A 22,697-nucleotide genomic window follows, 5' to 3' on the forward strand; every position below is an offset into this window, starting at 1 on the left:
ATGACGACCACTGCAAAAGTAGCCTTTCTCGGGCTTGGCGTGATGGGCTATCCAATGGCTGGACACCTGAAGAACAAGGGTGGCCACGACGTTACGGTCTATAATCGCACGACGGCAAAGGCTGAAAAATGGGCGAAAGAATTTGGCGGCAGCTTCGCCGCTACGCCTGCTGAAGCCGTGCGCGATGCCGATTATGTCTTTGCCTGTGTCGGCAACGACGACGATCTGCGTTCTATCACCATCGGTCCGGATGGCGCTTTTTTGACGATGAAAAAGGATGCGACCTTCATCGACAACACGACGGCCTCCGCCGAAGTCGCGCGTGAGCTTTCGGAAGAAGCGCAAAAACGTGGCATTCATTTCATCGATGCGCCCGTATCCGGCGGTCAGGCCGGTGCGGAAAACGGTGTGCTGACCGTGATGGTCGGCGCCAGTGAACCCGTCTTCGAGCGTGCCAAGCCGATTATCGACGCCTATGCCCGTTCAGTCGGCCTTATGGGTCCGGTCGGTTCGGGACAGCTTGCCAAGATGGTGAACCAGATTTGCATTGCCGGTCTCGTTCAGGGATTGGCCGAGGGCATTCATTTCGGCAAGAAGGCCGGCCTCGACATTGAAAAGCTCATCGCGGTCATTTCCAAGGGCGCTGCCGGTTCCTGGCAGATGGAAAACCGCTCTGGCACGATGAACCTGGGCAGATATGACTTCGGCTTTGCTGTCGACTGGATGCGCAAGGATTTGGGGATTTGCCTCGACGAAGCAGACCGCAACGGCGCGCTTCTGCCTGTCACAGCGCTTGTCGACCAGTTCTACAAGGAAGTGCAGAAGATCGGCGGTAATCGCTGGGATACGTCTTCGCTGCTGGCTCGTCTGGAACAGAAGTGAGCCTCGACTGAACTATATATACGAAACAATAAAGCCCGGCATCGCTGCCGGGCTTTTTATACATGTGTGATCAGTTCGTTCAGAACCTGACCTTTGCCGTCAGCGAAAGACCACTGACAAAATCATCGTCGAGAACGCCCTCCGAACCCAACAGGCTGCGCTTTCCATCGGAAACCGCAGCGTCAATTTTTCCCGAGACCAGCCAACCCGCAGCGGCAGCCAAACGAATGTCGACCTGATCACTTGGCTTGTAACCGGTGCCAAGGGTGAACAACCAGAGATCTGTCTGTGTAGTGAGGCCCGTGCTGGTGCCACGATCCCAGCTCAAAGCCCCATCAAGAGACCACTCTTTATTGAACTTGTGACCAACACCGCCCCTCAAAGTCCAGCCGTCCTGATAATAGAGGTTGAGGCTGGTGACTCTGGTGCCGGTTGGAAGAACCACGTTGTCAGACGCGACAAAATCAACCGACGTCACGTTTGACCAATCCATCCATTCCACCGAGCCGAAAGCGAGCCAGCCGGGCGTGATACCTGCCTGAAATTTGAACTCGACGGATTGAGGTGTCGTAACGTCGCTCTCCACATTGATCGGCACGCCGCGTCCGGTGGTCGGATTCAAAATCAGATTATCAACAGTGCCTTCAAGGCCATACTTGACCTCGGATTGATATACGATGCTCGCAAGGATGGCATATTCGGGAATTTCGTAGGCAGCGCCAATGCGCCAGCCGAACGACTGGTCTTCTGCATCCAGCGAAGCAGCGCGAAACGGGCTACCTGGCATGCCATCAGGATTTCGGGAGAAATGGGGGATCATTCTGGTCTGCTGGCCGCGCAGTTCCTGATAGCTTACGCCACCGAGAAGACGGAAATAGCCCTTCTCGCCCGCATCAAAACGATAGGAACAGTTCACACCATAATCATTCGACGTGATTTTCTGTTCAAAAGACGTGTAAGAGTGAACGGTTTCAATGCCCGCAGATGTGTTGATACCCCAAGGCTGACGATATTGCGCAGCACAGGCGAAATCGCTGGTCAGATCGAACTTGGCCGAAATCTTCGGTACCCAATAGCCTTTCGCCTCTTCGATACCCTTTTCGAATGGGCGACCTGTCACCGGGTTGATACCACCACTCGTGTCACCGGCTGCGGAGCCGCCGATTTTCGTCAATCGACGTTGTGGCGCGACATAGATTGCCGAGGTTTCGACTGCGTTCCCCTGTTCGAACAAAATATCAAAATCCTGGGAACTGGTCTCGAAAGCCCCGGCGTGAGCGGCAACTGCACTACCAAGTAATACCGCCGCGATACCTCCAATTTTCAAGCCATGTCCGCCCATAAATCTCCCCCCAAGATAGCTATGGCATCAACGTTGAAGCAAACGTAAAACGGGAAGAAACAGGCCTGCAATATCCAACCAATAGCGGGTTAATTGTGCGATCAGAGCGCCCGGATCAAAATGATCCAGCGACAGAACTCCGGCACGTCACGATTAGAATTTCGCCAAAGCCCACCCTATTGGGGCTGTATTTTCGTCTACCGCGAAAGCGCAATGGCCTTCTTGTCCAGCAGAAATGCCGGTTCGATTATTTTAGACGATACTGGAATTGAAATTAACGGGCCATATCACGCAAAAACCCGGCAGCGAGAACTGCCGGGCTGAAACACTAAGGGCCGAAGCATTGTTGAGATGCTCCGGCCCTCGAATTATATTCTGATCAGTTCGATCAGAACTTGACCTTTGCCGTCAGCGAGAGACCGCCGACGAAATCGTTACCGAAGGTACCCTTCGAACCGAGCAGGCTCCGCTCGCCATTGACAACCGTGTCGTCAATCTCACCCGAAGTCAGCCAGCCAGCGGCGCCAGCCAGACGAACTTCAAACTGATCGTTCGGCTTGTAGTTCGTGCCTAGGCCAAACAGCCAGATGTCGGTCTGCGAGGTCAGGCCCGTGCTCGTACCGCGATCCCAGGTCACAGTTCCCGCAACAGACCACTGGTCGTTGAGCTTGTGGCCAACACCGCCGCTGACAGTCCAGCCATCCTGATAATAAAGATTCAGACTGGTGACCTTGGTACCGGTTGGAAGAACCTTGCTATCCGAAGCTACGAAATTGACCGCCTCAATGCTGGACCAATCGGTCCACTTGACCGAACCAAAAGCGAGCCAATCTGGCGCGATACCGGTCTGGAACTTGAACTCAACCGATTGCGGGGTCGAAACGTCGCTACCGACATTGATTGGAATGCTTTGCTGGGTAAACGGATTGATAACCAGATTATCAACTGTGCCTTCCAGCTCATAGTTGATCTTGGACTGATAAACGACGCTGGCGCGAACAGCATATTCAGGAATTTCGTAGGCTGCACCAAGACGCCAGCCAAAAGCATGGTCATCTACGTCCAGAGAGCCGATACGGGTCGGGCCTGCCGGGATGCCGTAAGGGTTACCCTGAGGCAAGCCCGGGATCATCTTGGTCTGTTCGCCGTGCAATTCCTGATAGCTCACGCCACCGAGAAGACGGAAATAGCCCTTCTCGCCTGCTGCAAAACGATAAGAACAGTTCAGGCCGTAGTCATTCGACGAAATTTTCTGTTCAATAGCCGTGTAAGAACGGACCGTGTCGATGCCGACATCCGTGCTGATGCCCCATGGCTGGCGATATTGCGCGGCGCAGGCAAGATCGGTGGTCAGATCGAACTTGGCCGACAGTTTCGGCACCCAGTAGCTCTTCGCCTCATCAACGCTCGTCTCAAAGGGTTGACCCGTTCTTGGGTTGATGCCGCCAGTCATACCGCTGATTGCAGAGCCACGGATATCTTTCAGCTTACGTTGCGGAGCGACAAAGGTGCCGGACGCATCGACAGCATTTCCCTGTTCAAACAGAATATCGAAATCCTGCGAGCTGCGTTCAAAACCACCCGCATGAGCGACAACCGCGCTCCCGAGCAGTACCGCTGCAATTCCCCCTATTTTTAAGCCGCGTCCGCTCATAAATGTCCTCCCAGATAGCAACGGCATTAACGTTGACGCAAACGTAAAACAGGATGAAATAGACCTGCAATATCCAATCATTCGCGGGCCAGTTGCTTGCTTAGAGCAGCCACATCAAAAATGCCTAAAATGCGTTGGGTTTTTATGTCTGTCGAAAATATTCCGACAAATAATGGCCAGAAATTCGCCCAAATTGCCGCTTTTTGGTCCATATTTCGGCCTTGTTGCGAATACGCAACAACATCAAAAAACAATCGAAACGCCGGTTCGATTGACTTCTGGGCCCCTCCAAACACAACTTTTCCGGGATCAATTACAAAAAAACACCCGGCAGCGTGCACTGCCGGGTGTGTGATTCGCAACGAGCCTTACGTTACGGAACGGATCAAATCAACCCGCGTCACGGATACGTGACTCTGCCGTCGCAACGCGCTCGGCAGCTTCCTTCAGCTCAACCAGACGTTCGCGTTCGGCTTCCACAACCTCTTCCTTGGCGTTGGCAACGAACTTTTCGTTCGACAATTTCTTTTCAATCCGGTCGATATCGGCAGCAATCTTGCCAGCTTCCTTGGCCAGACGTGCCGATTCAGCCTTGAGATCGATCAGCTTGCCGAGCGGAATGCAGATTGTCGCTTCGCCGAGCAGCATCTGGGCGGCACCCTTCGGAGCCTGCGCTTCGAAGGCCACGCTTTCGACACGGGCCAGACGCTTGATCGCAGCATCGTGACGTTCAAAGCGCTCCGTGGTCGTTGCATTGGCCTCAAGAACGACGACTGGTGCAACGGCACCAGCCGGAACGTTCATTTCCGCACGCACCGAACGGATGCCCGTGACGAGATCAACCAGCCAGTTGATGTCGGCAGCCGCTTCGTCATCCGCGAAAGAAAGCTCCGGCCAATCGGCCAGCGCCAGAACCGTATCACGCTTCTTGCCTTCGCCAGCCGTCAGCGTCCAGAGTTCTTCCGTCATGAACGGCATGAACGGATGCAGCATCTTGTAGATCTGATCCAGACAGTATGCAGCCGTTGCCTGTGCTTCGGCCTTTGCCGCTTCATCGTCGCCCATGAAGATTGGCTTGAGCAACTCCAGATACCAGTCGCAGAACTGGTTCCAGACAAAGCGATAGGCTGCGCCCGCCGCTTCGTTGAAGCGGTAATTGGCAATGCCCTCGGTCACGGCCCGCGTGGCCTTGGTCAGCTCGGTCAGAATCCAGCGATTAACCGCAAGCTTTGCGTTCTCCGGACGGAAATCCGCATCGAGTTTCACGCCATTCATCTGCGCAAAGCGCGTCGCATTCCAGAGTTTGGTGCCGAAATTGCGATAGCCTGCAATACGTGCCGGGTCGAGCTTAACGTCACGGCCCTGCGCAGCCATGATGGCCAGCGTGAAGCGCAGCGCATCGGCGCCATATTCGTCCATCAGTTCCAGAGGATCGATCACATTGCCCTTGGACTTCGACATTTTCGCACCGTGCTTGTCACGAACAAGCGCATGCAGATAGACCGTATGGAACGGGATTTCCTCCATGAAGTGGAGGCCCATCATCATCATGCGGGCAACCCAGAAGAACAGAATGTCGAAACCGGTCACCAGAACACTGGTCGGGTAATAGGTTGCCAGTTCCGGGGTCTTGTCAGGCCAGCCGAGCGTCGAGAACGGCCACAGGCCCGACGAGAACCACGTGTCCAGAACGTCGGTATCGCGTTCCAAAGCAACGTCTTCACCGTAATGCGCCTTGGCTGCTGCCTTGGCTTCAGCTTCGCTCTTTTCAACAAAGCACTTGCCATCCGGGCCGTACCAGGCCGGAATCTGGTGACCCCACCAGAGCTGACGCGAAACACACCAAGGCTGGATGTTTTCCATCCAGTCGAAATAGGTCTTTTCCCAGTTCTTCGGCACGATCTGCGTGCGACCGTCGCGAACGGCAGCCATGGCAGGCTTCGCCATTTCGGCTGCATTCACATACCACTGGTCCGTCAGATAAGGCTCGATCGGCACACCGCCGCGATCACCATGCGGAACCGCGTGGGTGTGATCCTCGACCTTTTCCAGATAGCCGCGCTCGTCCATCAGCTCGACGATACGCTTGCGAACGGCGAAACGGTCCTGCCCGTCCAGCTCGGCAATCAGAGCCTTCAATTCCGGCGTCAGCTGCAAGCCTTCAAGGAAGTCGATATTGTCCTTGAGCGTAACAGCCGCTTCCGGCGTCAGAATATTGATCGCGCGCAGATCATTGCGCTTGCCAACTTCAAAGTCGTTGAAGTCATGGGCAGGCGTGATCTTGACCGCACCGGATCCGGCTTCAGGATCGGCGTAATCATCGGCAACAATCGGGATATGACGGCCAACAAGCGGCAGAACGACATCATTGCCGACCAGAGCGTGATAGCGTTCATCCTTTGGATTAACCGCAACGCCTGTGTCGCCCAGCATGGTTTCAGGACGGGTCGTTGCAACAACGATGTAGGTATGCGGGTCTTCTGAATCGAATGGTACGTTTTCCAGCGGATAACGGAAGTGCCAGAGGTGGCCCTTCGTCTCGCGGGATTCGACTTCAATGTCGGAGATTGCCGTCAGCAGCTTCGGATCCCAGTTGACCAGACGCTTGTCGCGATAGATCAAGCCTTGCTTATAAAGAGAGACGAAAACTTCGAGAACGGCGCGCGACAGACCTTCATCCATGGTGAAGCGCTCGCGCGACCAGTCGCACGACGCGCCAAGGCGACGCAGCTGATTGGCGATCATGCCGCCGGATTCAGATTTCCACTGCCAGATGCGCTCGATGAACTTTTCACGGCCCATGACGTGACGGTTCGGCTCCTGCCGTTCAGCAAGCTGACGCTCGACAACCATCTGGGTTGCAATACCGGCATGGTCCATGCCCGGCTGCCACAGCACGTTCTTGCCGCGCATGCGTTCAAAACGAACCATGATGTCCTGGATCGTGTTGTTGAGCGCGTGGCCCATGTGCAGCGATCCGGTGACATTCGGCGGCGGAATAACCACGGCAAAAGGATCGGCTCCTGGCTTCGCTCCTGCTCCCGCTTTAAATGCCCCTGCTTCTTCCCAGCGTTCGGCAATTTTCGGCTCTATGGCCGCGGCGTCATAAGTCTTCTCAAGCATGGAATTATCCGGTCTTTTTGCGCAATGAAAGGATTGAGCGCTCAATAACAACAAACGGGTGATAAATCACTTTAAAAGTGAAAACCCGCCTGCAAGACAGACGGGCTTTTGAACTCGAAGGCCGTTTTATTCAGGCAACACGTCGATTATCGGTCGCCGCGCACCACTCGTTCGATTTCTTCACGAACAAGCCGCTCGACGAGTGTCGGCAGATTGTTGTCGAGCCAGTCCTGCAACATGGGACGCAGAATCTCGGCAGCGATATCATCGAACGAACGACGCGGTTCCCCACGCACGACATGGCTCAAATCCTGAAAGGCCGCGGCCACCTGGCGTTCTGCCACTTGTGACAGAATATGGGGAGCGACGGATGCATTTGCCAGTGGTTCAGGCGCAGACGCCACCGAAGCCGCAGGTGCGACAGGCGCTTCCGGAGCTGGCTCCACAACCGGTTCAACATGCGCCTCCATAGGCTCGTCCAGATCAGGTTCAAGCAGCTCGTCGATGGCTTCAGCGATTCCGTCCTCAAGCGAGCGATCCAGCGCTTCGAGCGAGTTTTCCTCAGCAGCAGCTTCGGGCGCGGTTACGGCAGGCGATTCCTGCAGCACTTCGGCGGCGCGTCGGTCATCGTTCTGCGCGTCGAGCACGATGTCCTCTTCTTCCTCTTCGATTTCCGGTTCCAATGCGGGAGAAGCTTTCACCGGCTCATCAATTGGCCCGCGCAACACTGCTTCATCCTTCAGAATATCGCGCATCATGGCAGGCTTTTCAGCCGGTCTCGACACCGGAGCTTTCGCAGCAGGCTGTTCCTGTGCGGGCTCTGGGCGACGGAACTCAGCCACCTCGCCGCGCAACGGAAAATTCGCCGACGTGGACACAGGGTGGCGGCTAACATCGCTGTCTTCGATAATGCGTCGGATGGAAGCGAGAATCTCTTCCATGGACGGTTCGCGTGATGCGCTGGATGTCTGAGCCATAGCTGTCCATCTTCCCTATTTCAGAATAGAGCAATGCGCGCCTGCAAGGCCGCACATAGTTCTCCTTCTCTGTGTGGTACAGCCGGTTTCGTGCGGAAAACCTTCCGCAACCTCCAACGCTGCATCCCGCAAAGGACAGAGAATCAATGAATTAAGGGTACCGGACGTTCGGCGATTTGAGAATCCCTGCAAGAACGCCGCGCAATTCAACCCACAGCTTTATCATTTTGTTAAGATTTGAGCGCCCCCATCAACGAATCACAGCCAAACAAAAACGGCGCCCGAAGGCGCCGTTCAAACTGTAATTCTCGCTGTTTAGCGACCATCTGGCGTACGAAGACCGAACCACTTGTCCTTGACGGCATCGTAGTGTTCTTCAGGCTTATATTCAGCAACCTGAAGCCCCATCTGCTTGGAGGTCATGCGACCTGTCGCATTGAGAAGCGCATAGCTGGCGACAACCACATCATGCTCCGACTGGACGAGAGTGATTTCTGCAGCGGTCAGATCGTTCTGGGCGTTCAACACGTCCAGCGTGGTGCGCTGGCCGACCTTGCGCTCTTCGATAACACCATCCAGTGCGAGCTGGGCAGCGGCGATACCATCGCGATTTGCCTTGACCGAAGCACGAGCAGCTTCAAGCTGCGACCACGCAGAACCAATGGCTTCACGAACCTGATCGCGAACGACATCAACTTCAATGCGGGCCTGACCAAGCTGTTCCTTGGACTGGCGAATCTGTGCCGAGGTGCGGCCACCCGTATAGATCGGAATTGTCACGCCAATGCCGACCGATGCAGAGTTGCCATCACCAACCGTCGAACCGGCATAGGTGTCCAAACGGCTGGCGCCCGCTGACAGACCAACGGTCGGCAGCAATGCGCCTTCCTTGGCCTTCACATTGTAGCCAGCAGCGTTCACAGCATATTGCGTTGCGAGAATGCCCGGGTGTCCGGCCTGTGCGACAGCAAAAGCTTCGTTCGGCGACTTGGGCAGGTTCTTCGCGGCTGCGGCAGCAGCAAGCCTGTCTGGCTGTGCACCAACGATGCGAACATAGGTCGCCTCAGCCGACTTGACGTTGGCGCGGGCGCTATTCAGTTCGGCAACAGCGGTCGAACGGCTGGCTTCCGCCTGTGCAACGTCGGTACGCGTGCCTTCACCAACATCCAGACGTGCACGGGCTGCACGAACCTGTTCGTTCATCGCAGCCAGGTTTTTCTCGCGAAGCACTGCGATCTGACGATTCTGATATACGTCCATATAAGCAGAGACAGCGCTATAAAGCGTATTCTGCTCGTCATTGCGCATATTTTCACGCTGGGCATAAACCTGCGTTTCCGCTGCGGCGACATTGTTCTTGGTCTGGAAACCATCGAACAGCATCTGGTTCAGCTGGATACCGACCGTACCGCTGGTGCGGTAGCCGCTCGTTGGCGCGCGGCTGCGGCTTGCATCGTAGCTACCGGTAATCTGCGGACGGTAATTCGACTTGGCGATAGCCACGTTTTCGTCCTGAACGCGCACACCTGCGCGGGAAGAATTAAGCGTGGCGTTATTCTTATAAGCCTTGACCAGAGCACCGGAGAGGTTTTCAGACAAGGCGGACTGCCCCGATAAAACGGTGCCGGCCAACAATGCTGCCGCTGCGACCAGTCCTTTGTACGTTTTGAACACCGGGTACCTCATCTTAAGAACAGCCAAATTCAGTAAATCGAACCAATCAGTTCGGGCAATCTTAAATAACCTTTAAAATCGGTTATTTCCATCGCCCCGCCCAGAGCATGCACAAAGAAATTCCGCAGCGTTGCAGAATTGTACCAATCCCGGAAATTAGAATTCGAACTGTGGAATCCGCTCGAATCCCGGAAGTGGGCGCACCGCAGTGTTGAACGCAATTCGTCCCGATGCAACACCATTTTCTTTAACGTAAATCCGGGCAACCGAGGCGTTTCCGCGACCTTCTACGGCGACGAGGCGTCCGCCTTCCTTCAGCTGCGCGAACAAGGTGTCCGGAACGAAATCCACACCACCCTCAATCATGATCACATCGTAAGGCGCTTCCGAAGGATAGCCGGCGTGCATGTCGCCAGAAACAATCACAACATTGTCATAGCCGAGTTCGGCAAGACGGGCGGTTGCAGCGGCAGAAAGCGCAGAATCACTCTCAAGGCCAATCACCGAACCGGCGAGATGTGAGAGGATGGCCGAGGAATAGCCAGTGCCGCAGCCGATATCGAGCACAACATCGTTCTTGTTCACGCGGGCAAGCTGGATAAGCTTTGCGAAAGGCGAAGGCTCCATGAGATAGCGCGGGGCGCCACCTTCGGCTTCAAGCGGCTGGTCTTCGTCAATATAGGCAACAGCTTGACGGACGGTCGGTACGAAGGCTTCCCGCGGAACGGCCAGGAAAGCGTCGATAACCGCCAGATCGGTTACGTCCGTCGTACGGATCTGATTGTCGACCATCTTTGTGCGAAGATCCTGGAAATCGGCTGCCATAGCCCTCAACCCTTCATTATCGCGTAACGCGATGTTTCATATCACAAAGCACTCTGCAGCGTTGGTCCAAACCTCGCTGCGAGTGCACCATAAACGAGATTTGCCGTTGATGTGGCAAAAATCGCCGGTACAGTCAATGAAACAGCTGCGAAACACCCGCATTTGCGGCACTTGAACTCACCGGAACGAAGCTTTGCGACCCGACTTCCGTTACGGAAAGAAAATGCCGGAAAGCGAGGCTTCCCGGCACGTACATCCTGACTTGCATCGGCGCAAGCACCAGCAAAATCACATTATTGAGCGTTTGCAGCAGGATAACCCGCCGCCGCCAGCGCGGAAACCACGGCATCGCGGGACGCCTTGCCGCCGAACTCGACTTCCTTGGCGTCGAGGTCGATTTCAATCGGCGCTGTGGCATCGAGCTTACGTAGAGCAGCAGTCACACTGTCGGCGCAGCCGCCGCATTTCATCTTGGGAATAATCAATTTCATCACGAGTAACGCTCCACACTTGATATGCACATCTTATGCACCTTGCCATCGTGGTAAGGTCAAGCATGAAAACGCGATTGCTGAACAGTGATTGTTATCCCTGTTTTTATGGGGCTTCGCAGGCTTCCGGCACGCTCTTTTCAAGCTCCAGTTCCGATTTGCTCAGCGATCCGGTCATGATCTCAATCGGCTTGAATGGCGGCTCTTCCTGCATCGCGGGATTGGTGAGGTGAATCGTATAGCAACCACCGAAGACTTCCTTCTTGCCATCGTTGCTCTCGGCTTCAATGGCCAGCGGCTGGCTCCAGTAGATCTGGCCAGCGCCCGGATCCGGCTCGGTCTTGCGCAATGCGACTTTCACGCTCTTGGTATTTTCATAGCCCTTCACGAAGGTCTTGAAGTCAGGTTCCCGTCCCTCTTCCGAATAATAACCGTAAGCGCGCGTATATTCCTTGCGGTTGATCGCATTATAATAGGATTCGATCAGCGCCTGCGGCGAGGATCGATCATCGCGATATTCCGGGACAGTAACACCGTTGGCGGCATCCTGCGTTTGCTCAGACGGCTTTGTCTCTTCTACAGGCGCTTTTGTTTCCGCAGCCTGATCCTTCTTCTCGGCTTCAGGCTTTTTCTGCGCTGCCGGTTCAGTGCTTTCCTTGGCGGCAGGCTTTGGTGCTTCCTGTGCATAAGCATGCGGGAGTGCAACGGACAGGCCGAGCGCGCCCACCAGAACAGCCAGCCTCAGAGATTTCATCCGATCAGTCGACATTCATACCTCCTCTTTCCCCAATACCTGCCAGCCGAACACGCGGCCTGCGCTCTCGATTTGGTGTCTTGCGGTAATGATGTTACAACACTAACTATAGTGAAAACGTGGCAGCGAGGTTTGAAACTCGCGGGTTTCACACGAGATTGGTTGATTCTCGCGCGTGAAGCCACAGCCTCAAGGCCACCGCACAGTACCGGAAGAGAAGAACCATGGGCCGTTTCGCAGTCATGACGCTAACCGAAGCCGCAGCAAATCGCGTTCGCGAGATTGTTGAGTCGCGCGAAGGCGCGCTGGGCATTCGTGTCGGCGTGAAAAAAGGCGGCTGCGCGGGCATGGAATACACGATTGATGTCGCCAGCGAAGCGAAAGCCGGTGATGATGTCGCCGAAAAAGATGGCGCCAAGGTCTTTATTGCTCCGGAAGCTGTGCTTTTCCTGCTCGGAACCCAGATGGATTTCGAAGTGACGACGCTGCGCACCGGCTTTGTGTTCAATAACCCGAACCAGACTTCGGCCTGTGGTTGCGGTGAATCGGTTGAACTGACCCCCGCTTCCGCAGAAAGCCTCCGCCAGATGCAGGGTGCCGCCTGATCTAATCCGAACAAGGCAGTATTTCGAGGGAACCGCCGCCAATGGATGACGAGACCCTCCGCGATCTGCTGCAGGATTTCGGCCCGATCAGCATCCGCCGCATGTTCGGTGGCAAAGGCATTTATCATCAGGGGCTGATTTTCGCGCTTGTCGTTCGCGACGAACTGCTTTTCAAAGCCGACGAAATGACGATTCCGCGTTTTATAGACGCCGGATCGGTGCAATGGAGCTATGAAGGGCGCAAAGGCGGCGGCCCTATCGGCATGCCCTATTGGAGCGTGCCGAGCGAAGCCTTCGATGATCCTGAGATCATGACCGAATGGGCCCGCCTCGCCTACGAAGCGGCTCTGCGCAGCGGCCAGTCCAAACCCCAAAAGAAATCGGCCGCGAAGCGTTCCCCCACGGCCGAATCATAATTCTAAAACTGCTTTCCGCTTACATGCCCGTCGGAATGAGCATGAAAGCAGGAATGTCGTTGCCGAAACCAACCGGCGACGGACCATCATCGTCGCGATCACGGCGGCGCTTATGCTGGTCGTGCTGCGGCTTGCCACGACGTTCGTCATTGGAAGCACGGATCGATTCACGGCGGTCGTGGGTTTCAATAACGGGCTGCGGCTGTTCCGCCGGATCGAGCGCTTCGGTCGAAGCTACCTTTTCCTTTGGTTTGTCCATGCTCTTGTCCCGCCCCTTATCTTTGCCCTTGCTATCTCTCTGCGAGTCCTTGCCCTTGCCCCGCGCATTCCGGCCCTTGCGTGGCTGATCGTCAGCCTCGTCGGACGGTGCAAGCGTGGACAGATCGCCATCGACCCATTCAATCTTCTCGCCGATCATGTTTTCAATCGCGGCAAGATATTTTGTGTCCGATGGCGTAACAATGGTGAATGCCTTGCCGGAGCGGCCAGCGCGACCCGTACGGCCAATACGGTGGACATAGTCTTCCGAATGGATCGGAACATCGAAATTGAAAACGTGGCTGACATCAGGAATGTCGAGACCGCGTGCCGCCACATCGGAAGCGACCAGCAGTTGCAGCTTGCCTTCCTTGAAGTTGGCCAACATCGTCATGCGGGCGCGCTGGTCCATATCGCCATGCAATGCACCGGCGTTGAACTCATGACGCACCAGCGAACGGAACAATTCCGACACATCCTTCTTGCGATTGCAGAAGATGATCGCATTCTTGAGCGTGTCGCCTTCGGCGCGGATGAGATCGCGCAGTGCAGCGCGCTTGTCCCAATCCTTCTTGCTCGACTTGACCAGTCGCTGCGTCACGGTCTTGGCCGTGGACGAGGCCTTGGCCACTTCGATACGAGCTGGCGAATGCAGGAACTGCTCAGTGAGCTTGGTGATTTCCGGCGGCATAGTCGCCGAGAAGAACAGCGTCTGGCGCGTGAACGGGATCAGCTTGCAGATGCGTTCGATATCCGGAATGAAGCCCATATCGAGCATACGGTCGGCTTCATCGATGACCAGAATTTCAACGCCGGTCAAAAGCAGCTTGCCGCGTTCGAAATGGTCGAGAAGACGGCCCGGCGTGGCGATCAGAACGTCAGCGCCGCGCTCCAGCTTGCGCTCCTGTTCGTCGAATGAAACGCCGCCGATCAGCAGAGCGACATTGAGGCGATGATTGACGCCGTATTTAACGAAATTCTCTTCGACCTGCGCAGCAAGCTCACGGGTCGGCTCAAGAATGAGCGTGCGCGGCATGCGGGCGCGAGCCCGGCCCTTTTCCAGCAGTGTCAGCATCGGCAGAACGAAAGAAGCCGTCTTGCCCGTTCCCGTCTGGGCGATACCGAGCACATCCTTGCGCTCGAGCGCGGGCGGTATAGCGCCTGCCTGAATGGGTGTAGGCGCGGTGTATCCTGCCGCTTCTACAGCAGCAAGCACTTTCGGGGAAAGACCGAGTTCGGCAAATGTCGTCAATGGAGGCGCAGCTCTCTGGTTCGGAAACGTGTTCCGCCCATCCTGTCATTGCAGCCGCGTCATCGGGCGCAGGGACCAAAGCAGAAAAGGCGTCTGCAACGCATCTAGCGTTTTCTTGCAGCATCGCCTACGTCCGCAGCGTGCAAAAGTCAACCAAAATACCAACATCCGATATCAAATTGCTTTGATAATCCTGATCAAAACGACAAACCGCTCTAATCAACGTCTTTTCTAGTCGAATTAAATCAAATTGATGACAATTAGAGGCCTGCCGCGCACGGTAGTTTGACAACTTTGCTTGCGCGTAATCTTACCCGAAAACCTGTCAAGTTTTCAGATCAATGGCGGAATTGTTCTGTCAGAATTCTTTCGTCCCAGGAGTGGTTCTTGTCGAATAGAATGGCCACCTGGCTATTCGGCGCCTCACGCACTGTAACCGACGTCACAGATTTGACCTCGTTATTATCGGCAACGGCATTGACCGGTCGCTTTTCCGTTTCAAGCAGATCCATGCGAACCGTCACATGCTTGGGCAGCAATGCGCCACCCCAGCGCCGCGGACGGAAGGGGCTGACTGGCGTAAGCGCCAGAAGCGGCGCTTCCAGCGGCAGAATCGGCCCCTGCGCCGAGAGATTGTAGGCCGTTGAGCCAGCAGGCGTCGCGACCATCACGCCGTCGCAGACCAGTTCTTCCAGCCGCACTTTACCGTCAATCGATATGCGAACCTTTGCCGCCTGATAGGATTGGCGGAACAGCGAAACTTCGTTGATTGCAAGCGCCTCAACCGGAGCTGAATTTTCGGTCTCTGCGATCATCACAAGTGGGCGGATTGTTTCCATCTGCGCAGCCAGAATGCGCTCGCACAGATTATCAACACTGAACTCATTCATCAGAAAGCCAACAGACCCGCGGTTCATGCCATAAATCGGTGTACCGCTATTCATGAAGTCGCGCAGCGCCTGCAGCATCGTGCCATCACCGCCGAGCGCAACGATGATGTCGGCATCTTCGCCCGACACGTGCCCATAGCGGTTTACAAGTTCTTTCTGGGCCGCAAGTGATTCTTCGGTCCCGGACGAGAGAAAATGAAGCGCGAGTGATTTGTCGTTCATGTCTACTGTCTCGCTTCCCAGCTCAACCCTGATAAGTTTGCCACGTCTCATCGCGGTCTATTGGCTATCACATGAAAAACCCTGTTGCCATGACCTGTTTGCGAAGAATTTTCGTTTTACAGACGCGTCATTTATGCTAATCGAGCGCTAGCCGCACAGCGGAAGCGATTTGCAACCAAAAGCGGCTCGATACACACTGTATCGTGAGTGCCCTTATAGCTCAGTTGGTAGAGCACCTGATTTGTAATCAGGGGGTCGGGAGTTCGAGTCTCTCTGGGGGCACCACAATTTCAATGGCTGGAGCGATATCGCTCGCCGCTTTCACTTTCTAGATTCCTGCTTTTCCAGTAGTTCAAAAACTGTTTCCGGTTGATGTTTCTGATATTTCTTCGACCTTATGAACAAGGAAATATACATAAGTTCGAAGCAACAATTAGTTTATTTATCGCATTTCAAAACTCTCGAAATATCCTTCCAGAAACATTCATTTACAATTCAGCCCTAAACGGGACAATCTATAGATTTATTATTGATTTACTGAAATCAATGAGGATACTGATTATGAAGAAACTCTTTGCCGCAACAATCGCACTTTCCTTTCTTTCCGCCCCCACTGCATTTGCTGCCCAAAGCCACATTTCCCCGGACCTTGTCCATCAGGTCAAGGTGATCAAAAAAGCCAAGGCAAAGAAGCCAGCCCCCAAAAGACACGTGAAGAAGCCTGTCAGAAAGCCCGTCAAGAAGCCGATCCGGCATTAAAACACGCGCTTTCTGAATGGAAATGCAAGTTTCCAGCGTTTTTTGAAGCAAAATCTCATCGATTCCTTTCGGGTCGATGAGATTTTGCATTCGTCGCTTCCGCATGAGCAAACGTCGAAGAAAACTGTGGCGTAAAGACCCGATGAACCGACTTAGTTTCCCTTGCCGCCGCGATAGATATTTACGCCGAGTTCGCGGATTTTCTTGCGCAGCGTATTGCGGTTGAGGCCGAGCAGGTCAGCTGCCTTGATCTGGTTGCCACGCGTTGCCGTCAGACAGGCCAGGATCAGCGGATATTCAAGCTCAGCCAGCACGCGATGATAAAGCCCCGGAGGCGGCAGATCAGCACCGAACGAAGCGAAATAACGCTGCATATTCTGTTCAACTGCTTGCGAGATCGTGATGTTTTCCGCATCGCCCGTCACCGCCGGAATAGCGTCCGGCTTTGACATTTCCGCCTTCAGCTCGGTTTCGATGATTTCCGGCGAAATCTCTTCCTGCGGATAAAGCGCGGCCAGCCTGCGCACCAGGTTTTCAAGTTCCCGTACATTGCCCGGCCACGAATAGCGGCGCATCATGTCGAGACCGGCATTGGTGATGCGCTTTTCAGGCAAGCCTTCTTCAGCAGCGCGCTTGAAGAAATGACGCACCAGATCGGGCACGTCCTCACTGCGCTCACGTAGCGGCGGCAGCCGCAACGGCACCACATTCAGGCGATAATAAAGGTCTTCGCGGAACAGCCCCTGCGCGATCAGCTGGCGCAAGTCCTTGTTGGTCGCCGCCACAATACGCACGTCGGTCTTGATGGGCGTGCGTCCGCCGACCGTCATGTATTCGCCCTGCTGCAACACGCGAAGCAGGCGCGTTTGCGCTTCCATCGGCATATCGCCGATTTCATCGAGGAACAGCGTGCCGCCATTGGCCTGCTCGAAGCGACCGCTCGAGCGATTCTGAGCGCCCGTAAAAGCGCCCTTCTCGTGGCCGAAAAGTTCCGATTCGATCAGATCACGCGGAATAGCGGCCATATTGATCGCAACGAACGGTCCTTTGCGCCGGCGGCCATATTCATGCAGGGCGCTTGCGACCAGCTCCTTGCCGGTGCCGGATTCGCCCGTCACCATCATGGTGAGGTCCGTCTGCATCATACGCGCCAGAATGCGATAGATTTCCTGCATGGCAGGCGAACGACCGACAAGCGGCATATTCTCGCCGGGCTCGTCATGAAGCGTTGCAATCGGCTTATGTTTCGGTTCGGACAAAGCGCGACCGACAATATTGATCAGTTCCGTCAGGTCGAACGGTTTCGGCAGATATTCATAAGCGCCGGCTTCCGAGGCGCGAATGGCTGTCATGAAGGTGTTTTGTGCGCTCATCACCACGATGGGCAGATCGGGCCGCATCTTCTTGATGCGCGGCAGAAGGTCAAAAGCGTTTTCGTCCGGCATCATGACGTCTGTGATAACCAGATCGCCATCGCCAGCCGCCACCCAACGCCACAAGGACGCGGCATTCGACGTCACCCGCACATCATAACCGGCCCGGGAGAGTGCCTGATTGAGCACCGTGCGGATCGCCGCATCGTCATCCGCCACCAATACGGTTCCCGTCGGGCGTCCTGCTATCATGCGTCGTCTCCGGTATAATCAGTCGTGAATTTGCTCGCCCGGGAAGCAACATCCGAGCTTTTCCAGGCAGGCATGAGAATGCGGAAAGTGGTGCGCGACGGATGGCTGTCGCATTCGATGATGCCGCCATGATCGCCGATGATTTTTGCCACCAGCGCCAGTCCAAGGCCTGAGCCGTTGGTTTTGGTCGTCACAAACGGATCGAAGAGATGCGGCAGCATATCCTGTGGCACGCCCGGCCCATTGTCCTGTACGCAGAATTCCAGCGGCAGCGCCACACGGTCGCGCGCACCGGGCACCTGAAGACGGATACCCGGACGGTAAGCCGTCGAGAGAAGGATTTCTCCGTGATCGCGGTCGCCAATGGCTTCCGCTGCGTTCTTCACCAGATTGAGAAAAACTTGTACCAGCTGGTCGCGATTGGCGAAAACCGGCGGCAGCGATGGATCATAATCTTCCGAGAACCGGATATGACGGGCAAAGCCATTGCGGGCAACGGCCTTCACATGGTCCAGAACCGCGTGAATATTCACCGCGGTGCGCTCGATGGGTCGTTCGTCGGAGAAAACCTCCATCCGGTCCACCAGTGATACGATACGGTCGGTTTCATCGGTGATAAGCCGCGCCAGTGCGCGATCCTCGTCGCCAACCACCTGTTCGAGCAATTGCGCTGCGCCGCGAATACCCGATAGCGGGTTCTTGATCTCGTGCGCCAGCATCGAGGCAAGGCCGGTAACAGAACGCGCAGCACCGCGATGGGTCATCTGGCGGTCAATCTTTTCCGCCATGGTCTTTTCCTTGAAGAGGATGACCACAGCACCCGGCATTTCAACGACGGGCGCGACATAGAGATCGACGATGCGTTCCGCACCAAGACGCGGTGAGGAAATATCAACGCGATATTCATTGACCGGCATTTGACTGGCACGAACCTGATCGATGAGAGCCAGAAGCGGGCTGCCGAAAGGCAAAAAGCTCTCCAGCCGGTTGCGCGCCAAGATGGACGAACCGGAGCGGAAAAACTGCTCGCCGTCCAGATTGGCATAGACAATGTGATTGTCAGGCCCGACCATAATGACCGGCTGGCTGATCGCATCCAGAATAACTGAAGGGATGCTGCCCTTTTCTTCTCTTTCGCGCATCAGGCGACCTTTCTGAACGCCGATTTCAACTCTGGCGCATCAGTCGTCCGTGCCGCGAAAATCCGGCGCAGCGCGTCAACAACCTTTGCGGGATCGGTCAGCGTCATCACTTCCGCCTTATCCGCTGAGGTCAAAGCCTCTCCGGCATGACGATCCAGATACCAGCCAAGATGCTTGCGCGCATGGCGAATACCCGTTTTGCTACCATAATAGTCGAGCATATCTTCGTAATGCATTATAATATAATCGATAATCTCTGTTTCGGATTGCGCTGATGGTGAACTGCCCGCAATCAGGCCCGGCAGCCATGGTTGTCCATAGGTAGCCCGTCCAACCATCACCGCATCCGCACCGGACCGGCGGCGAATCTCTTCAGCGTCTTCACGCGACGTCACATCGCCATTGGCGACGAGCGGAATTTTCACTGCATCGCGCACGGCGCGAATGGCGTCCCAGTCGGCATGACCTTCATAGAACTGGCAGCGTGTACGTCCATGCACGGTGACCATTGCAATACCCGCATCTTCGGCACGCTTGGCTAATTCCGGCGCATTGATGCTGTTTTCGTCCCAGCCAAGCCGCATCTTCAGCGTGACCGGTACCTTCACAGCAGCCACAGTCGCCTCGACAAGCGTCATGGCGTGATCCAGATCTCGCATCAGCGCCGATCCGGAATAGCCGCCGGTCACTTTCTTGGCCGGGCAGCCCATATTGATATCGATGATATCGGCGCCCTCGCCTTCGGCGATCTTGGCGGCCTCGCCCATCCAGTGCGCTTCACGCCCGGCAAGCTGAACCACATGCGTGCCCAGACCTTCGCCCGACAGGCGCAGCAGACTTTCCTTGTGACGATTGCAGAGTTCTGCGCTGGCGACCATTTCCGAAACGACCATTCCCGCACCGGCAGCAGCAGCGCGCTTGCGAAACGGCAAATCGGAGACGCCAGACATCGGCGCCAGAAAAACGCGATTCTTGAGCACCACGCCACGGATATCCAAGGGCTGATCGATAGAAGTCACAAATAAATGCCTATTTCATGTGCATGATGCATAACGCACACACTTTAATCAGTTCGTCTTTTGAACGCAAGGAAAAGCACGCAGATAGCGTTGCATTTTGCGCCATTTGAGAAGTACGCTTTAACTTATTGTTTTTATGCGTATCTTTACTCCGAAAGCGGCCTTCGCTTTCGGGAGGCATGCTTCTGGAATATGCAATAAATCAATTGCAGTCTGGCATTTGTCGATGCAAGGCATTATTCGGCTTCCAAGCGACCAACTTTGGCAAAGGCGAAGATCATTTCGAAAACAGCAGCGGTCATTGTGGCAGCCGGCCGGGGCGAACGGGCGGGGCAAAACGTCGAAGGGCCGAAGCAATATCGGCGCATCGGCGGCGAAGCCGTGCTCGCGCGGACGTTGCGCGCCTTTATCGACTGTCCGCTGGTGGACAAGATCGTTGTCGTCATCCATCCGGACGATCACCTGCTTTATGAACGCGCCGTACCGGAGAGCCACGAAGACGTCATCGTCGTGACTGGCGGGCCAACACGGCAGGAATCTACACGGCTGGGGCTCCTCGCCCTCAAGGACCACGCGCCGCATTATGTGATGATCCATGACGGCGTGCGCCCCTTCATCACGCAGGGACTGCTCGAACGGATTGTCGGCAATCTGACACCGGAGGAAGGCGTCCTCCCCGCGCTGGCCGTTTCAGATACGCTGAAACAATCGGCCATAGACGGAACGGTCAAGACCACAGTTCCCCGCGCAGGTCTGTTTGCGGCGCAGACCCCGCAGACATTTCCCTATGCGCCTATACTCGACGCACATGAAAAAGCCTTCGCTATCCGTCGCACGGATTTCACCGACGATGCCGCCATTGCCGAATGGCAGGGCCTCGCCGTGCGCATCATCGAAGGCTCGGCCGACAATACAAAGCTTACCTGGGCAAAGGACATCGAAATGGCAGACAAGCGCCTGCGGCAAGACCACGCCGCCTTTCCGGATATTCGCACGGGCAATGGCTATGACGTACATTCCTTCGAGCCAGGCGACCATGTCACGCTCTGCGGCGTGAAAATCCCGCATGAAGCAAAGCTTAACGGCCATTCCGATGCCGATGTGGCGCTTCACGCCCTCACCGACGCCCTGCTCGCCACGCGCGGCGCAGGCGATATCGGCACGCATTTCCCTCCATCGGACCCGCAATGGAAGGGCGCAGCCTCGCGCATCTTCATCGAGCATGCAGCCAAGATTGTTCGCGATGCTGGCGGACGCATCGCCAATGTCGATGTGACACTGATCAGCGAAGCGCCGAAGGTCGGACCGCATCGCGCTACCATGACGGAAGCGCTCTGCGATATGTTGGGCATTGCCGCCGACCGCGTATCGATCAAGGCCACGACGAACGAGAAGCTCGGCTTTGTCGGACGCCGCGAAGGCATTGCCGCCATTGCGACGGCGACCGTCATTTATCCCGGCGAGGTGCCGGAATGAGCGAACTCGTCGCAGAGAAAGAAGCAATCGCAGTGCTGGAAGCCTGCCGCAAGGCTGGCCTGATGATTGCGACCGCGGAATCCTGCACCGGCGGGCTGATTGCTGGCGCCTTGACCGACATAGCCGGTTCGTCCGATGTGGTGGATCGCGGCTTCGTCACCTATTCCAATGAAGCCAAGAATGAAATGATCGGCGTGCCGATGGAACTGATCGCTCAGGTCGGCGCTGTCTCAAAGGAAGTAGCGATTGCCATGGCCGAAGGCGCGCTGAAACATTCGCGTGCAGGCATCAGCATTGCGGTGACCGGCGTTGCCGGTCCTGGCGGCGGCTCAGACGAAAAGCCTGTTGGGCTTGTCCATATCGCCTCCGCACGCAACAGCCACCCAACGCTGCACCGCGAATGCCGTTTCGGCTCAAAAAGCCGGGCGGAAATTCGCCATGAGACGGTTCTTGCCGCACTGGAACTGGTGCGGACAAATTTGCGCGAAGCATAAGCCAACGCATGTACTTTCCGCCCTGCCGCCCTATCCTCTGCTTATCAGTTCAAGATGAGGGACATGGGCAATGCGTTTCAAAGGCAAGGTGGCTATCGTAACGGGCGGGGCAAGCGGTATTGGGGAAGCGACAGTCCGGGCATTTATACGTGAAGGCGCCAATGTCGTCATTGCCGATTATGCCGATCATGGCCAGCAACTGGCCGACGAGCTTGCCGGGGCACACCAGCAGGCCATTTTCATCAAGACAGATGTGACAAAAACCAAAGCTGTTCAGGAACTGATTGCCCGAACAGTGGAAAATTACGGTCGTCTCGACATCATGTTTGCCAATGCGGGTATTGCAGCGGACGGACCAATCGACGAACTTGACGAAAGCAGCTGGCAAAAGACTATCGATATCAATCTGACCGGCGTTTACCTCTGCGATAAATACGCAATCGACCAGATGCGTTCGCAAGGCGGCGGCGTCATCGTCAATTGCGGATCGATCCACAGCCATGTCGGCAAGTCGGGCGTGACGGCCTATGCCGCGGCAAAAGGCGGTGTGAAGCTTCTGACCCAGACGCTGGCTATCGATTATGGCACGCAGAATATCCGCGTGAATGCCGTCTGCCCCGGCTATATCGATACGCCGCTTCTGAAAGATGTTCCCGACGACAAAAAGGAAGCGCTGGTTGCGCTGCACCCGATGGGCCGCCTTGGCCGCGCCGAGGAAGTAGCAAGCGCCGTTCTGTTCCTCGCCAGCGACGAGGCTTCATTCATCACCGGATCGTCATTGATGGTGGATGGAGGCTATACAGCGCAGTAAGCGTCG

At 55.7% G+C, this 22,697-nt stretch carries 21 protein-coding genes and 1 tRNA gene; 7 read left to right on the forward strand and 15 right to left on the reverse strand.

Annotated elements, in window-relative coordinates:
- Positions 1–882, forward strand: coding sequence for an NAD(P)-dependent oxidoreductase (locus QBD01_RS18430; protein WP_280994026.1), 882 nt, complete (start codon positions 1–3; stop codon positions 880–882).
- Between the two features lie 79 nt (positions 883–961).
- Here QBD01_RS18430 and QBD01_RS18435 read toward each other — a convergent pair whose 3' ends face one another.
- The 9 genes from QBD01_RS18435 to QBD01_RS18475 all read right to left on the reverse strand — a co-directional run bounded on the left by QBD01_RS18435 (position 962) and on the right by QBD01_RS18475 (position 11,737).
- On the reverse strand, positions 962–2,224 hold the full coding sequence (locus QBD01_RS18435) for an OmpP1/FadL family transporter (RefSeq protein WP_280994027.1): 1,263 nt from the start codon (positions 2,222–2,224) through the stop codon (positions 962–964).
- Between the two features lie 388 nt (positions 2,225–2,612).
- Complete coding sequence (locus QBD01_RS18440; protein WP_392391439.1) at positions 2,613–3,959, reverse strand: OmpP1/FadL family transporter; 1,347 nt, start codon at positions 3,957–3,959, stop codon at positions 2,613–2,615.
- Positions 3,956–4,132 (reverse strand): hypothetical protein, encoded by a 177-nt coding sequence (locus QBD01_RS18445; RefSeq protein WP_280994028.1) that lies wholly within the window; start codon positions 4,130–4,132, stop codon positions 3,956–3,958. Before QBD01_RS18445 ends, QBD01_RS18440 begins: the two co-directional genes overlap by 4 nt.
- 136 nt (positions 4,133–4,268) lie before the next feature.
- Positions 4,269–7,001, reverse strand: coding sequence for a valine--tRNA ligase (locus QBD01_RS18450; protein ID WP_280994029.1), 2,733 nt, complete (start codon positions 6,999–7,001; stop codon positions 4,269–4,271).
- Between the two features lie 146 nt (positions 7,002–7,147).
- A complete protein-coding gene (locus QBD01_RS18455; protein WP_280994030.1) occupies positions 7,148–7,978 on the reverse strand; it encodes a PopZ family protein in 831 nt (276 codons plus the stop codon).
- Between the two features lie 315 nt (positions 7,979–8,293).
- Complete coding sequence (locus QBD01_RS18460) at positions 8,294–9,664, reverse strand: TolC family outer membrane protein (RefSeq protein ID WP_280994031.1); 1,371 nt, start codon at positions 9,662–9,664, stop codon at positions 8,294–8,296.
- A gap of 144 nt (positions 9,665–9,808) precedes the next feature.
- Positions 9,809–10,477: a protein-L-isoaspartate O-methyltransferase gene (locus QBD01_RS18465; protein ID WP_280994032.1), complete on the reverse strand. Its 669-nt coding sequence runs from the start codon at positions 10,475–10,477 to the stop codon at positions 9,809–9,811.
- Between the two features lie 293 nt (positions 10,478–10,770).
- Entirely contained in the window at positions 10,771–10,971 is a 201-nt protein-coding gene (locus QBD01_RS18470; RefSeq protein ID WP_182521875.1) for a heavy-metal-associated domain-containing protein, read from the reverse strand.
- 103 nt (positions 10,972–11,074) lie between these two features.
- On the reverse strand, positions 11,075–11,737 hold the full coding sequence (locus tag QBD01_RS18475) for a hypothetical protein (protein ID WP_280994033.1): 663 nt from the start codon (positions 11,735–11,737) through the stop codon (positions 11,075–11,077).
- A 209-nt stretch (positions 11,738–11,946) separates the two neighbouring features.
- Between QBD01_RS18475 and sufA the strand changes: the two genes are divergently transcribed.
- Together sufA and QBD01_RS18485 are read left to right on the forward strand one after the other, a co-directional pair.
- A complete protein-coding gene (gene sufA / locus QBD01_RS18480) occupies positions 11,947–12,327 on the forward strand; it encodes a Fe-S cluster assembly scaffold SufA (protein WP_078340420.1) in 381 nt (126 codons plus the stop codon).
- Between the two features lie 41 nt (positions 12,328–12,368).
- Entirely contained in the window at positions 12,369–12,743 is a 375-nt protein-coding gene (locus tag QBD01_RS18485; protein ID WP_280994034.1) for a TfoX/Sxy family protein, read from the forward strand.
- A 19-nt stretch (positions 12,744–12,762) separates the two neighbouring features.
- Here the strand turns inward: QBD01_RS18485 and QBD01_RS18490 are convergent, their stop codons facing one another.
- Both QBD01_RS18490 and QBD01_RS18495 read right to left on the reverse strand, forming a co-directional pair.
- The gene (locus QBD01_RS18490; RefSeq protein ID WP_280994035.1) at positions 12,763–14,253 is read right to left on the reverse strand and encodes a DEAD/DEAH box helicase; all 1,491 of its coding nucleotides are present in this window, start codon (positions 14,251–14,253) and stop codon (positions 12,763–12,765) included.
- 338 nt (positions 14,254–14,591) lie between these two features.
- Complete coding sequence (locus QBD01_RS18495; protein WP_138786781.1) at positions 14,592–15,365, reverse strand: NAD kinase; 774 nt, start codon at positions 15,363–15,365, stop codon at positions 14,592–14,594.
- Between the two features lie 209 nt (positions 15,366–15,574).
- On the opposite strand from QBD01_RS18495, the gene QBD01_RS18500 reads away from it, so the two are divergent.
- A tRNA-Thr gene (locus QBD01_RS18500) sits at positions 15,575–15,650 on the forward strand.
- A 258-nt stretch (positions 15,651–15,908) separates the two neighbouring features.
- Here QBD01_RS18500 and QBD01_RS18505 read toward each other — a convergent pair.
- The 4 genes from QBD01_RS18505 to dusB all read right to left on the reverse strand — a co-directional run bounded on the left by QBD01_RS18505 (position 15,909) and on the right by dusB (position 19,910).
- Positions 15,909–16,214 (reverse strand): hypothetical protein, encoded by a 306-nt coding sequence (locus QBD01_RS18505; RefSeq protein WP_280994036.1) that lies wholly within the window; start codon positions 16,212–16,214, stop codon positions 15,909–15,911.
- A gap of 62 nt (positions 16,215–16,276) precedes the next feature.
- Positions 16,277–17,749 (reverse strand): nitrogen regulation protein NR(I), encoded by a 1,473-nt coding sequence (ntrC, locus tag QBD01_RS18510; RefSeq protein ID WP_280994037.1) that lies wholly within the window; start codon positions 17,747–17,749, stop codon positions 16,277–16,279.
- Positions 17,746–18,891, reverse strand: a complete 1,146-nt coding sequence (locus tag QBD01_RS18515; RefSeq protein ID WP_280994038.1) for a nitrogen regulation protein NR(II) — start codon at positions 18,889–18,891, stop codon at positions 17,746–17,748. Before QBD01_RS18515 ends, ntrC begins: the two co-directional genes overlap by 4 nt.
- Entirely contained in the window at positions 18,891–19,910 is a 1,020-nt protein-coding gene (gene dusB / locus QBD01_RS18520; RefSeq protein WP_280994039.1) for a tRNA dihydrouridine synthase DusB, read from the reverse strand. The genes QBD01_RS18515 and dusB overlap by 1 nt, the downstream gene beginning before the upstream one ends.
- A gap of 261 nt (positions 19,911–20,171) precedes the next feature.
- Between dusB and QBD01_RS18525 the strand changes: the two genes are divergently transcribed.
- The 3 genes from QBD01_RS18525 to QBD01_RS18535 all read left to right on the forward strand — a co-directional run bounded on the left by QBD01_RS18525 (position 20,172) and on the right by QBD01_RS18535 (position 22,691).
- The gene (locus tag QBD01_RS18525) at positions 20,172–21,386 is read left to right on the forward strand and encodes a bifunctional 2-C-methyl-D-erythritol 4-phosphate cytidylyltransferase/2-C-methyl-D-erythritol 2,4-cyclodiphosphate synthase (protein WP_280994040.1); all 1,215 of its coding nucleotides are present in this window, start codon (positions 20,172–20,174) and stop codon (positions 21,384–21,386) included.
- Positions 21,383–21,880 (forward strand): CinA family protein, encoded by a 498-nt coding sequence (locus tag QBD01_RS18530; RefSeq protein WP_280994041.1) that lies wholly within the window; start codon positions 21,383–21,385, stop codon positions 21,878–21,880. The genes QBD01_RS18525 and QBD01_RS18530 overlap by 4 nt, the downstream gene beginning before the upstream one ends.
- Positions 21,881–21,950: 70 nt before the next feature.
- Complete coding sequence (locus tag QBD01_RS18535) at positions 21,951–22,691, forward strand: glucose 1-dehydrogenase (RefSeq protein WP_280994042.1); 741 nt, start codon at positions 21,951–21,953, stop codon at positions 22,689–22,691.
- Positions 22,692–22,697: the final 6 nt, after the last annotated feature.

Source organism: Ochrobactrum sp. 19YEA23 (genome assembly GCF_029909865.1).
Lineage (GTDB): Bacteria > Pseudomonadota > Alphaproteobacteria > Rhizobiales > Rhizobiaceae > Brucella > Brucella gambitense.